Raw genomic sequence first — 12763 nt, 5'->3', positions numbered from 1 at the left:
CGCCCCATCAGCAGGGCTCCTCACCCGAGGAGAGTGAGCACCAGTCTGGTCGACTCGCAGGGCCGCCAACGAGTGCTGACCTCATAGTTTCAGGCGCCAGCGAAGACGCGACTGTCTCTTTCAGCGACCTTCGATACTTGACGATATTAGGTCGATCTCCCGTCGAGGCTTTCTCCAAAGTCAGGAAAGAACAGCACGTGCTTCTGGTCGATCCACCATGGAGCGAGTCGCTCCATGAGCGATTTGAACGAGATCGCTTTGTTCATACCCAAATCGGCGAGGATATCGAGTACCTCGCCGAACTTTAGCCGCACTAGGCCTTCATCGAACACAATCACCGCTTCGCGCATTTTCGAGTCTGGGATCTGTTCTAGCAGGTTCCTAATCAATGGGTACGAATGCCCAGTCTTAACCAGCAATCTCGCAGCAGCAGCTCTGACCATATCACTAAAAGAGAGATATCCTGGAAGCGCCTGCCGATATACCGTTCCAGCCAGTATCGCCGACAACTCGTCAGGCGAGGTATGGAAATAGGAGGCAGCGATCGCGTCAGGCACCGACTCCGCATACGCACCTTGGATAAAGGTGCGGTTACTACCAGCGGCGGCGACCTCCGACGCTTCAGCAAGGGTCGCCTCACTGACCTGCTCTGTATCCAAAAAGTCAGACGCGAGCCGGAGAAGGTCAGGAACGGTCGCCAGGAGCAATGAACTACCGGTTGCAGCAAGAAGCTCTTGATAGAGCTCGGGCCTAGGACCGACCTTGTGGCCGCCCTGATCAAGAACCCAGTCTTCCTTGGCGTCGTTTGTGACGACCATCACGACCCCGGCGACAGCGAGCGGGCTACGCAGCACTTCAGCCCACCAAAGGTAATCGCCGTTGACAGCCTCCACCTTCTTGGCATCAGCGTAACCGGGAGGTGTTTTGTCTGCCATGCGCCGCTTACCCTCAGCGACATCGGTGCGGACTTGCTCATCGGATGGACGAGCGCCGACTCGACCCTCAAACAATTCAACCAGGGTATCCAGCAGAGGGTCGTTCCCGCGCGCCAGTTCACGATGATCCAGATCATAATCGGCAACAATCAACTCAGCGAACTCGGTGATTGAGGCAATGTCGCGCGCTACCTCTTCTAGCACAATTTGGCTCGCCCGCGTTCGCCCCAGGCGATTCACAGCCTCTCGCGCAAGTTGCAAATGCTTCTCAACATCGCCCTGCATGGTCTTGAGGTTGGCTGCATGGTCACGAACGGCATCTATGCGTCGTCGATGAAATTCGAGCGCCACTCGATGTGGCACGAACAGGCGGTCGCGCAACTTGGTCAGGATTTCAAGGTAGTCCTGTCGCGCCTTCGGTGAATATCGGTATAGGTCTAAGATCGCATTTGTGTCCAGGACAATCAGACCGGATGTATACGCCTCGCGCCACTCATCGCCGACTGGACGCCGATATGCGCGGAATTCATCAAGCAGTCCTCTTAGATTCTTCTGCACTTCTGCCGCGTCTTCCGTCGTCACGTAGGGCAACCTACGGGTTCTGACGGTTAGCGTCCAGGCGATCCGCATGAAGAAAGTCTGCAAGGAGGAGCCTCCCCGGTTGCAGCGGTGGTCGATGCGGGAGTCACATGCACTGCCGGCGGCCCCTGTCACATCGCATCCTTCGATTCACGAGCTACGGCTTCACACAGAGCAGCCATTGACTCGATCTGACACATTCGTTGGCGGTCGCGTGGGCTGTGGCTGGTCAGCTCTCCCCGCTGACCGTCCTGCGTGGTGGAATCTGCGGATGACGGTCTCGGTGCGGGGGTTGAACAGGGCTTCGATGGTTCGGCAGTTGTTGGTCGAGCGGGAGGACCTCAGTGTCGCCGAGGCGGTGAAGCGGATGGTGGCTGTGCAGGCGCAGCATCCGGCTTCGCCGTATGTGGCGTTGTTCAATCGGGTGGTGGGGTTCGACCCGGGTGAGTTGGATGCGGCGTTCACCGCGGGGGTGGTGGTGAAGGCGACGTTGATGCGGATGACGTTGCATGCGGTGCATGCCGAGGAGCATGCGGCGTTCCGGGCGGCGGTCGTGCCGATGATGAACAGTGCGCAGTTCCAGGCGGCGTTCGCGGCGGGTGGGGTGACTGAGGCGGAGGCGCACGCGCTCGGTGTCGAGCTGGCTGCGTTCGCCAAGGAGCCTCGGCCGGGGGCGGAGTTCGAGGAGTGGCTGAACGAGCGGCTCGGGACCGGGGGAACCGAGATGTGGTGGGCGATGCGTGCGGTCGCGCCGTTGCTGCATGCGCCGACCGGTGGGCCGTGGTCGTTCGGGCAGCGGCCGGCGTTCATCGCCGCATCCAGCTCTCCGGCGGATCCGGCGCGAGGGCTGGAGCTGGTGACGCGGCGCTACCTGGAGGGGTTCGGGCCGGCGTCGATCGCGGACATCGCGCAGTTCGTGAAGGTGCAGCGTGGGCGGGTGAAGACCGCGGTCGCGGCGCTCGATCTGGAGGAGCTCGAGGGGCCCGACGGCAAGATCCTGTACGACGTACCGGGCGGCGCCCGGCCCGATGACGACCTGGAGGTCCCGCCGCGGCTGATGGCGATGTGGGACAGCGTCCTGCTCGCGTACGACGACCGCGGCCGCGTGGTCCCGCCGGAGTACAAGCGCGTCATCACCCGGAACAACGGCGACGTGCTCCCCACGCTGCTCGTCGACGGCTACGTCGCCGGGGTCTGGCGGCCGGTCGAGGACGGGATCGAGGCGACCGCGTTCCGCAAGCTGCCGGCCGCGGCGTGGAAGGGGCTTCGCGCCGAGGCCAGAGATCTGTTCAAGATCGTGAGAGAGCGCGATCCCCGGGTCTACCGCCGCTACGACTACTGGTGGAAGCATCTGCCCGCCGCCGAGGTGAAAGTGCTCAAGGGGTGAGCACTTAGCCTGCGACACTGGTAGGTATGCGCGCTGATCGGCTGGTGGCGACCTTGTTGCTGATGCAGGCCCGGGGCCGGGTCACGGCTGCCGAGCTGGCCTCGGAGCTGGAGATCTCGGTCGCCACCGCGCGCCGCGATCTCGAAGCGCTCTCGACCGCCGGGATCCCGGTCTACCCCGAGCGCGGCCGCAACGGCGGCTGGTCGCTGCTCGGCGGATCGCGCACCGATCTGAGCGGCCTGACCGCGACCGAAGCGCAGGCGCTGTTCCTGCTCGTCGGCCCCGCGGCCGCGATCGCACCCGATGCCAAGGCCGCGCTGAGAAAGCTGGTGCGCGCTCTCCCGGAGACCTTCCGCGGCGACGCCGAGGCGGCGGCCGAGGCGGTCGTGATCGATCCAGCCGGGTGGGGCGAGAACGACAAGGCCCGGCCGATCCTGGTCAACGATCTCCAGCACGCCGTCGTACGCCGGTTGAAGATCCGACTTCAGTACGCCGGCCGCCGGGGCGCCGAACCGTCCGAGCGACTGGTCTCGCCGCTCGGGCTGATCGACAAGGACGACGTCTGGTACCTGATCGCGGGCACCGCGATGGGTCAGCGCACCTTCCGCGTCGACCGAATTCTGGAGGCGGCCGTCACCGACGAGCCCGCCGAGCGCCCGGACGACTTCGACCTCTCGGCGGCCTGGGCGCAGGTCGTCGAGGAGATGGAGCTCAACCGGTCGCTGCTCGCGGCCACCGTACTGGTCCAGGAACGCCACCTCTGGGTGATGCAGGACCGCCTCGGCAGGCACTGCGAGGTCCTTGGCCCGCCCACCGACGGCTGGGTGACGACGCGGATCACCGCGCCGACGCCGTTGATGATCGCGCAGCATCTCGCCGGGTGGGGCGGGTCGATCGAGGTCCTCGATCCCCCGGAGGTCCAGGCCGAGCTCGCGCGGCTCGGCGCGGAACTCGTCGGTCGGTACGCGGGCTGACTCGCCGCGGATCAGGCTGATCCGCCACGGATCGCACCGGCGCGGTGACGGCTTGTGGAGCTGCGGAAAAGGTTTCGTAACTGATGGAACCGGAGTCGCGGTGTTGACCGTCAGTGGTGAGTAAGGTCCATCTGTCCCAGAGCTGTCCCGAGCGAGCAACAGGAAGTATCCGTGACCACGACTCCGCCGCAACCGCCCCAGAACCCGTACGCCGGCCAGCCCGGTGGCTACGGTCCCCCGCAGGAGCAGTTCCCCCAGTACGCCGGTCAGCCGGGGCAGCCGCAGCCGGGCACGCTCCCGCCGGGCCAGCAGGTTCCGGGCCAGCCGATGCCGGGGCAGCCGGGCGAGTACCAGGGCCCGCCGCCGCACCAGGCGCCGTACGGACAGCCCCAGTACGACCAGCAGCCGGGTCAGCAGTACCAGCAGCCGCAGCACGACCAGCAGTTCGGCCAGCCGCAGTTCCAGCCGAACATGCCGCCGGTCGGCGCGCTGCAGTGCCGCTTCTGCGGCTCCTTCCCCGCGGTGCAGGCGACCGTCCGTGGCCACATGGGCCTCCTGATCGTCATGCGTTTTCTGCGCCTCGAAGGTCCGTTCTGCAAGACCTGCGGCACCGCGAGCGTGCGTGACATGACCGCGAAGAGCATGTGGCAGGGCTGGTGGGGTATCGGCTCGGCGATCATCAACCCGTTCACGATGCTGTCGAACATCGGCCCGTGGAAGAAGTTCCAGGAGCTCCCCGAGCCCGCGCCGGGCGCCCCGGGCCGCCCGATGAACCCGGGCAAGCCGCTGTTCAAGCGCCCCCAGGTCCTCGGTCTGCTTCTCCCGATCGCGGTGATCGCCGCGATCGTGATCGGCAACCTGACCACGACGACGTCGTCCGAGGCCAAGGCCGGTGACTGCGTGATGAACGCCGGCACCAGCAGCGACCCGGACGTGAAGGTCGTCGACTGCAGCTCGGCCGACGCCGAGTTCAAGGTGCTCGGCCGGGTCAGCTCGTCGGTGTCCAGCACCTGCGACATGTACGACGAGGCGACGGTCACCTACACCGAGAAGCGCGGCTCGACCGGCTACACGCTCTGCCTCGGCCCGAACTGACAGCAGGGGCCCGGCCATCCGCGCCGGGCCCCAACCAGTCAGCTCGCGAAGTACTCCGCGTCAGCTCTTGTAGTACTCCGCCGCAACAGCGCTCGCCTCATCAGGCAGCAGCGGCCCCTCCGACGGCACCGGCAGGAACCCGCCGCCCGGCTTGAGCGCGTTCACCTGCGCCCCGGTCATCGCGAACACCACCCGCCCGAGCCCGGACCGTTCGAGCGCGCCCGCGCACATCCCGCACGGCTCGCAGCTCGTGTACATCGTCGTGCTCGCCGCGGCCTCGGCGCTCAGGTTCCGCGCCGCCCACAGCGCGAGCTTCAGCTCCGGGTGCGCGGTGATGTCGTTGCCGGTCACCGAGGTGTTGTGGTCCTCGGCCAGAACGTTGCCATCGGCATCGGCCAGCAGCGATCCGAACGGCGGGTTGCCGCTCTCGATCGCGGTCGCCGAGAGCGCGATCGCGCGCCGTAGTAGTTCGTCGGGGGTCACAGTTTCTCCATTCCTGCCTGCACGGTCGCCAGGGCCTGCCAGGCGATCTCGGGGTGTTCGGTCTCGGCGGGGTCGCCGGCGAAAGGATCGAGTACGACGGTGTGCGCACCGAGCAGCCGCAGCTCGTCCAGGTCGCCCAGGATCTGGTCGATCGAGCCCTCGCCGGCCTTGCGGGTCGCCTCGGGCTCGGGCCGGTCGGTGAGCCGGAGCAGGATCCGCGGTGCGAACCCCGGATCGGGCTTGCCGAGCTCGTCGGCCTTGGCGCGCAGCCGGGCGGCGGCATCGCGCATCCACCCCATCGGCTGCCGCAGCGGGTGCCACGAGGCGCCGTACCGGATCGCCCGGCGCAGACCCGCGTCGGTCACACCGCCGACCCAGATCGGGATGTCGTTGCTGCCGTAGTCCGCAGTGTCCTGCCACGCGGTGGTGAGCGCGTCGAGCAGCTCGTCGGTCTGTTGCCCACGGCGCCTGAAATCGAGGCCGAGGGCATCGAACTCCTGGGCCGCCCAGCCGACGCCGACACCGAGCACGAACCGGCCGCCGCTCAGCTGGTGCAGGTTCGCGGCCATCCGCGCGACCAGCAGCGGGTGCCGGTACGGCGCGATCAGGACCGTGGTCCCGAGCTTGATCGAACCGGTCTGCCCGGCCAGCCAGGACAGCGTCGTGAACGGCTCGTAGAACGGCGCCGGGTACTGCTCCGCGACATCGGGCGTGATCGCGACGTGGTCGGACAGCAGGAGCAGGTCGTACCCGAGCCCCTCGACGGTCCGGGCCCAGGCGAGCAGCCGGTCGGGCGTCGTACCGGGACCGAAGTTGGGGACGTTCACACCGAGTCGCATGCCGTTCAGGCTATCCAGGGCGAGGGCCGGTTCTGAACGGATTCCTCCCGGAAAACCGGCTGCCCGGCCGTGGATCCGCCGGTATCTTGGCGCGGTGACCGTGGATCTCGACACGACCGACTGGGCCATCCTCGGCGAGCTGCAGCGCGACGGGCGGATCGCCCTCACCGAGCTCGGCCGGCGGGTGAACCTGAGTGCCTCCGCGACCACCGAGCGGGTCAAGCGGCTGGAGTCCAGCGGCGTGATCAGCGGGTACGGCGCGCGCATCGACCTGCAGACCGCCGGGTACGGCGTACTGGCGGTGATCCGGCTCAAGTACCCCGGCAACCGGCACGAGCCGCTGCACCGGCTGCTCGCGGAGCGGATCGAGATCCTGGAGTGCCTGCGGACCACGGGCGACGACTGCTACCTGCTGAAGATCGCGGCCGCGTCGATGGCGCATCTAGAGCAGCTGGTGAACGAGCTGACCGAGTTCGGGTCGACGACGACGAATGTGGTGTACACCGAGACGCTGCCGTACCGCGGGCCGACGCAGCCGCCGTCGGTCTCGTGATCGAGGTCGCCGGGATCGCGCTCTCCGATGATCTCCTCGGGCGATGGGTCGACTGGCTGGCCCCTGATCGGCAGCCGTTCTACGTGACCGCGCGGCAGGCCGGGGAGTGGGAGCTGCCGCTGTCGGACGAGGAGCCGGATCGGCAGTTGCGCGACACGTTCCTCTCGTACGCCGTGGACTCGCGGCTGCGGTGCTCTTGGTTGTCGGAGAGCGCGTTCTCGGATCTCCCGCGGAAGGTGCGGGCGGGGCTGGTGCGGGCGCAGGTGGTGCACGAGCGGGCCGCCGTACCGACGGTGCGGGCTTGGCGTGGGGTGCTCGGGGACGAGATCCGGAGACAGGCGGACGGGCATCGGTTCGTGTGGTGGAAGTCGCTGCTGGGCGATCCGGGGACGGTGCTGCCGCGGGTGGTGATGGAGGACATCGGGCCGAGCCGGCACCGGGAGGTCGCTGCTGCGGTGTGGCGCGAAGCGGCCGGTGTGCTCCCCCGGGCGCGTGAGCTGGCCGGGACGTTCCCCGACCGCAGCGGGCCGAACTGCTTCGGCACGGTGATGGCCGCGGCGGGGATCGAGGGCGCGGAGAACGAGTGGATGCAGCGGGCGCCGTTCGACGAGTGGCTCGATCGGTCGACCACGCGCGGCGGACGGGACGGCGTACCGGGGACTGTGCTGGTGTGGCGCTCGGCTGATCGTGCTGTTCAGCATGCGGCGGTCACGATCGGCGCGGGGTGGGCGCTGCACAAACCGTCGCAGTCCTGGATGACGCCGCGCAAGATCCGCACGACGGGTGAGATCCTGCGAGCGACCAGAACAGCGGGTTGGCATCTGCACCGCCACACGCTGACCCGCTGACCGGTCGCCCCGCATCACCCGGGACCGGCCAGCGTCCGGCCGCACGCGGACGCAGCACCGAGTCCGGGCTCACGCGGACGCAGCACCCCCACGCGGACACAGCACCCGAGTCCGGCCAGCGTCCGGGCCCGCTGCGACACAGCCCGCATCCGGCTAGCGTCCCCCCATGGAGTTCTCGGAGATGATCACGCGCGCCCGCGAGATCCGCAGCAAGTACGCCGCGACGGAGGCCGCCCGCTACGGCCGCGAGTGGACGCGTGAGGAGCTGATGCTCGGCTTCCTCGGCGACGTCGGGGATCTCGCGAAGCTCGTCCAGGGCAAGGAAGGCGTGCGCCCTCGCGACGACCTGGACGAGGCGTTCGCGCACGAGCTGGCCGACTGCCTGTGGTCGGTGCTCGTGCTGGCCGACGCCTACGACGTCGACCTGGAGAGCGCGTTCAGTCGGACGATGAATCAGCTGGACGCTCACCTGGGGTGATCGTCAGTTCGCCGGCGTTCAGGTCGACGGCGATCGGCGTACCGACCTCGACCGTGCGGCTGACCGTGCAGAGCCGGTCGTGGGACATCTTGACCGCGCGCGGGAGCGCCTCGCGGGCCTTGTCGCCGTCCTCGCCCTCGGGGAAGGTGATCGTGAACTCGACCTTCAGGTTCTCCAGGCGGTTGCCCTGCTCGGCGTCCCGGACCTTGTCGCCGCTGACCGTCGCGCTGAACTCGGCCGGCTCGGAGCGGCGGCTGGTGACCACGTCGACGTCGATCGCGGAGCAGGCGCCGATCGCGGCGAGCAGCAGCTCGACCGGGGTGAAGTCGGTGTCGTCGGGACCGCCGGAGCCGACCACCAGCTCGCCGCCGCGCTTGTTCCGTACGACGTACTTGCTGTTCGCGGTCCGCTCGAACTGGATCTGGCGGAGGGTGTCACCCATCAGAGGCATCGCAATCTGTTGCCAGCGGCAACGGGAGTGATCAGAGCTGGTGCAGCGCGTCGGCGACCGAGGTGTCACCGGCGATCAGTTCGAGGGTGCGGCCGATCGCGGCCGGAGTCTCGCACAGACCGGCGAGCACAGCGGCGACGTCGTCACGGGTGACCTTGCCGGCGCCGGTGTGGTCGGCGAGCAGCACCCGATCGGTGCCGGGGTCGTCGGTGAGATGCCCGGGCCGCAGTACGGTCCAGTCGAGATCGCGCTCTCTCAGATCGTCCTCGGCGGCGAGCTTGGCCTTCAGGTAGATCGTGAACCCCTCCTCGGGGTCCATCTCGGCGATCTTGTCGACCCCCATCGAGCTGACTTGCAGGTGCCGCCGTACGCCGGCCTGCTGCGCGGCCTCGGCGAACAGCGCCGCCGCACCGCGGTCCACGGTGTCCTTGCGGGCGTTCCCGCTGCCTGCCCCGGCGCCCGCGGCGAAGATCGCGACGTCGGCACCGCTCAGCACCTCGGCGACGGAGCCGGCGTCGGCCTGCTCGAGATCCAGTACGGCGACCTGCCCGCCGGCCGCGGCGACATCGGTCTCGTGCGCCGGGTTCCGGACCAGGCCGATCATCTCGTGCCCACCACCGGCCAGCAGCTTCGTCAACCGCAACGCGATCTGCCCGTGTCCACCCGCTATCACGACTCGCATACCTGGAGCCTAACCCTTCACCGAAGCACGGCAGACTGAAGCCATGTTCGCCGAAGCTACCGACGGGTGCCGGATCGCGTACCAGCTGGAGGAAGGCGCCCCAGGCAACCTCCCGCTCCTGCTGCTCGCCGGCCAGGCCAACAACCACCACTGGTGGGACCCGATCCGCGCCGACTTCACCGCGGCCCGTACGACGATCACGCTCGACTACCGCGGCACCGGCGCCAGCGACCGCCCCGACGAGATCTACAGCACCCCCGGCTTCGCGGAGGACGCGATCGCCGTCCTCGACACACTGGGCCTCGACCAGGTCGACGTGTACGGCACGTCGATGGGCGGCCGCGTCGCCCAATGGCTCGCGATCCTGCACCCCGACCGTGTCCGCGCCCTGGTCCTCGGCTGCACGTCCCCCGGCCGCTCCCACGGCTTCGAGAGAAGCCAGGAAATCCGGAGAGCGCTCTCTGTGCGTGATCAGGCCGAACGCGACGCGGTGCTGATCGACCTGATGTACACCCCGGGGTGGGTGGCCCAGCACCCCGGGCCGTACCCCGTACTCGGCGACCCCACGATGCCGGCGTACGCCAAAGGCCGTCACCTGGTCGCCAGCAACAACCACGACGCGTGGGACGGCCTGGAAACCATCCAGTCCCCGACGCTGATCCTCCACGGCACCGACGACATCTTCAGCCCGGCCGCGAACGCGCAGCTGCTTGCCGAGCGGATCGCGAACGCCCGCGCGGAGTTGATCGCGGGGGCGCGGCACGCTTACTTCCACGAGTTCCGCGAGACCGCGAGCCCGCTGGTGAACGACTTCCTCGCCGGGCTCTAGATGCCGCCAGGCGATCCGGGCCGAGCCGAGTGAGGCCGCACCAGTGTGAGCCGGACCGAGCTGAACGACGCCGCACACCGGCCCAGCCGAACGAGCCGCACCAGCCTGAGCCGGGCCGAGCTGAACGACGCCGCACACCGGCCGAGCCGAGTGAGGCCGCACCAGCCTGAGCCGGGCCGAGCAAGCGGCCACACACCTCCTCCGAACCACACTCCGGACCCCTCGACTCACTCCTCCGAACCACACGGCGGACCCCTCGTCTCACTCCCGGCCGCCGCGGCATCAGCCACAGGCGCCGGGCCCGGCCGCATGGTCGCCGAGCTGCAGTCGGGAGAGGGGCTCGCGAAGCTCCGGGTGTCGCGGTCGGCCAACTGTCGGTGCGGTTGGAAGGTGGGGGCTTCGGCGGGAGCGGTTGCCTCAGCCGAGCACGCTGCCACACACGACCTCGGAACCACGTGCCGGCCCCCTCGCCGCACTCCCGGCCGCCGCGGCATCAGCCACAGGCGCCGGGCCCGGCCGCATGGTCGCCGAGCTGTAGTCGGGGGCGAGCGGCTCGGGAGGCTGCGGCGGTGGCAGTCACCCAGCTATTGAGGCGGTGGCAGTCACCCAGCTATTGAGGCGGTTGGAGGGTGAGCGGCTTCGGCTGAGGCGGTTGGCTCAGCCGAAGCACCCGCGGCGGGCGATCAGCAACCGGAGCCCACCGCGCTGTGTCGAGGGCAGCCACCTCGCTGGTCGACGACTTTCGCCGGCGTTCCAGCGCATCGCTCGACCAGCGACCCCAGCCCAGGCATCGCCGCGCTCTGGCGTGCGTCAGGCGACCGGCAACGGCGGCCCGTGCTCCGCCGCATCGAGGGCCGAGCCCTGCCATGCCTCATGCGACCAGCAACCGTAGACCCAGCTCCGCCGCGTCCGAGCGCCGAGCGCTGCCGTGCCTCACGCGACCAGCAACCGTAGACCCAGCTCCGCCGCGTCGAGGGCGACGAGTTCGCTGTTTCGTTCGGACCAGCGGTCGGACGACAGGTCGGCGCTGAGCTGCTCGACCGCGCGGTGCTCGGCCTCCGGTCCGACTCGGGACCAGACCGACACTGCTCGGCGTACGGGCTCCTCGAGGTAGGCCTCGGGGCGGCGCCAGTACGCCTCGAAGAAGCCGTCGGCGCAGTCCCAGGGGACGAGGACGGGCTCCAGGCGGGCGTCGATCGAGCGGCGGAGCTCGTCGATCGAGGGGCGGCCGGCGGTGAGGGCGCCGACCTCCGGGAGGTAGTCGCGGGTCAGCCAGAAGCGGTGTAGCCAGCCGGCGGCGCTGGCGTCGTGGGTGAAGACCACGACGCGTCGCGCGACGCGGCGCATCTCGCGCAGTCCTGCGATTGCGTCGTGCCAATGGTGGAGGGTGCTGACGGCCATCGCGGCGTCGAAGGACTGGTCTTCGAACGGAAGACTCTCAGCGCTCGCAGCGAGGCAGCGGGCCGCGCTAGCAGGGCGCTGGGAGCGCATCACCGCTGACGGCTCGACGGCGGTGACGTCGCGGTCCGGTGGTTCGTACGAGCCGGAGCCTGCGCCGACGTTCAGCACCGTCTCCGCGTCGCCGAGCGCGGCCCAGAGCTGTTCGGCGATCCGTGGTTCGGTACGACGGGTTGCTGGGTACGCCGAGCCGATCGCGTCGTACAGCTGTGCGCCGAACGGGCCGAGTTGTTGCTGTGGTGTGGTTCGCAGTCCCATCGCGCGCTCCTTCAGTTCGGTGTCGATGGCGGTCACCAGCGCGGCGGCTCGGTCGCGTTGTTCGAGGAGGAGTCCGTGCAAGCGGTGGAGCCGGGCGACCGCGTCCAGAGCCGGGTCGTTGACCAGGTCGGCGATCTCGCGCAGGCCGAGGCCGAGGCGCCGGTAGACGAGCACCTCGCGGAGGCGCTCGATGTCGTCCGCCGAGTAGGCCCGGTAGCCGGCCGCTGTGCGCGCTGACGGGTGGACGAGCCCGATCTCGTCGTAGTGGTGCAACGTCCGGACGCTGACTCCGGCAAGCTCGGCCACGTGCCCGACGGTGAGGTGTTCGCCCATGCCGGGACTATGCGGCATCACGTGACGTGAGGGTCAAGGGCAAGCAGACTCCGCGCTCGCATCCGGCGACGCTGGCGGCGGGTACGCGTAGGCAGCCGGCGCCTGACGCCGACGATGCCGCGGCAAGTTCGGCGGCGGCGGGTACAAGGTGTCCGGCCGTCTGCACGGAGTGCGGTGTGTACGGCGAGCGCGGAGTTCGGTCTGGTGTGTACGGCGAGCGGCGGAGTATCTGGCGGGCGCGAGGCACGGAGGACGTGACGGGCGCGGGGCACTGCGGTCGGCGCCCGCGGGGTGCGCGGCGTGCGTCGCGAGCGCGGGGTGCGGGCTGCGTGGTGGGAGCAGCCGACATGAGGTGCCGGCGCCTGGCCGCCGCGGGTGTGCGGCGAGCACGGGGCACGGCGAGCGTGCGGTGGGCGGGGTGCGTGCGCTGCGCGCAGGGAACGCCGACATGAGGTGCCGGCGCCTCGCCGCCGCGGGTGTGCGGCAAGCACGGGGCACGGCGAGCGTGCGGTGGGCGGGGTGCGTGCGCTGCGCGCAGGGAACGCCGACATGAGGTGCCGGCGCCTCGCCGCCGCGGGTGT

The 12763-nt window shown here is 69.1% G+C and carries 13 protein-coding genes; 7 read left to right on the top strand and 6 right to left on the bottom strand.

Features of this window, described 5'->3' with window-relative positions:
* Positions 1–146: 146 nt before the first annotated feature.
* Positions 147–1517: a PIN-like domain-containing protein gene (locus tag ACZ6Z4_RS10345; protein ID WP_465561059.1), complete on the bottom strand. Its 1371-nt coding sequence runs from the start codon at positions 1515–1517 to the stop codon at positions 147–149.
* A gap of 268 nt (positions 1518–1785) precedes the next feature.
* Between ACZ6Z4_RS10345 and ACZ6Z4_RS10340 the strand changes: the two genes are divergently transcribed.
* From ACZ6Z4_RS10340 to ACZ6Z4_RS10330, 3 genes are all read left to right on the top strand, one after another.
* Complete coding sequence (locus ACZ6Z4_RS10340) at positions 1786–2901, top strand: winged helix DNA-binding domain-containing protein (protein WP_465561056.1); 1116 nt, start codon at positions 1786–1788, stop codon at positions 2899–2901.
* Positions 2902–2927: 26 nt separating this feature from the next.
* The gene (locus ACZ6Z4_RS10335; protein WP_465561053.1) at positions 2928–3875 is read left to right on the top strand and encodes a helix-turn-helix transcriptional regulator; all 948 of its coding nucleotides are present in this window, start codon (positions 2928–2930) and stop codon (positions 3873–3875) included.
* 171 nt (positions 3876–4046) lie between these two features.
* On the top strand, positions 4047–4970 hold the full coding sequence (locus ACZ6Z4_RS10330; RefSeq protein ID WP_465561051.1) for an LppU/SCO3897 family protein: 924 nt from the start codon (positions 4047–4049) through the stop codon (positions 4968–4970).
* Between the two features lie 60 nt (positions 4971–5030).
* Here the strand turns inward: ACZ6Z4_RS10330 and ACZ6Z4_RS10325 are convergent, their stop codons facing one another.
* Positions 5031–5453, bottom strand: a complete 423-nt coding sequence (locus ACZ6Z4_RS10325; protein ID WP_465561047.1) for a nucleoside deaminase — start codon at positions 5451–5453, stop codon at positions 5031–5033.
* Positions 5450–6292 carry an LLM class flavin-dependent oxidoreductase gene (locus ACZ6Z4_RS10320; protein WP_465561045.1) on the bottom strand — a complete coding sequence of 281 codons (843 nt, stop codon included), beginning with the start codon at positions 6290–6292 and terminating at the stop codon, positions 5450–5452. The genes ACZ6Z4_RS10325 and ACZ6Z4_RS10320 overlap by 4 nt, the downstream gene beginning before the upstream one ends.
* 94 nt (positions 6293–6386) lie before the next feature.
* Between ACZ6Z4_RS10320 and ACZ6Z4_RS10315 the strand changes: the two genes are divergently transcribed.
* The 3 genes from ACZ6Z4_RS10315 to ACZ6Z4_RS10305 all read left to right on the top strand — a co-directional run bounded on the left by ACZ6Z4_RS10315 (position 6387) and on the right by ACZ6Z4_RS10305 (position 8171).
* On the top strand, positions 6387–6845 hold the full coding sequence (locus ACZ6Z4_RS10315) for an Lrp/AsnC family transcriptional regulator (protein ID WP_465561042.1): 459 nt from the start codon (positions 6387–6389) through the stop codon (positions 6843–6845).
* Complete coding sequence (locus ACZ6Z4_RS10310) at positions 6842–7693, top strand: hypothetical protein (RefSeq protein ID WP_465561039.1); 852 nt, start codon at positions 6842–6844, stop codon at positions 7691–7693. Before ACZ6Z4_RS10315 ends, ACZ6Z4_RS10310 begins: the two co-directional genes overlap by 4 nt.
* 166 nt (positions 7694–7859) lie before the next feature.
* Positions 7860–8171 (top strand): MazG nucleotide pyrophosphohydrolase domain-containing protein, encoded by a 312-nt coding sequence (locus tag ACZ6Z4_RS10305; protein ID WP_465561036.1) that lies wholly within the window; start codon positions 7860–7862, stop codon positions 8169–8171.
* Here ACZ6Z4_RS10305 and ACZ6Z4_RS10300 read toward each other — a convergent pair.
* Positions 8131–8613: an OsmC family protein gene (locus ACZ6Z4_RS10300; RefSeq protein ID WP_465561033.1), complete on the bottom strand. Its 483-nt coding sequence runs from the start codon at positions 8611–8613 to the stop codon at positions 8131–8133. The genes ACZ6Z4_RS10305 and ACZ6Z4_RS10300 overlap by 41 nt on opposite strands.
* Positions 8614–8653: 40 nt before the next feature.
* Positions 8654–9304, bottom strand: a complete 651-nt coding sequence (locus tag ACZ6Z4_RS10295) for an NAD(P)H-binding protein (RefSeq protein ID WP_465561031.1) — start codon at positions 9302–9304, stop codon at positions 8654–8656.
* A gap of 43 nt (positions 9305–9347) precedes the next feature.
* Here ACZ6Z4_RS10295 and ACZ6Z4_RS10290 point away from each other — a divergent pair, with 43 nt between their 5' ends.
* Complete coding sequence (locus tag ACZ6Z4_RS10290; RefSeq protein ID WP_465561028.1) at positions 9348–10133, top strand: alpha/beta fold hydrolase; 786 nt, start codon at positions 9348–9350, stop codon at positions 10131–10133.
* A 933-nt stretch (positions 10134–11066) separates the two neighbouring features.
* Here ACZ6Z4_RS10290 and ACZ6Z4_RS10285 read toward each other — a convergent pair.
* The gene (locus ACZ6Z4_RS10285) at positions 11067–12182 is read right to left on the bottom strand and encodes a MerR family transcriptional regulator (RefSeq protein ID WP_465561026.1); all 1116 of its coding nucleotides are present in this window, start codon (positions 12180–12182) and stop codon (positions 11067–11069) included.
* Positions 12183–12763 lie beyond the last annotated feature (581 nt).

The sequence above is a fragment of the Kribbella sp. NPDC104740 genome (genome assembly GCF_055583505.1).
The sequence above is the reverse complement of the archived record's forward strand: the minus strand, read 5'-3'. Positions and strand labels throughout refer to the sequence as shown.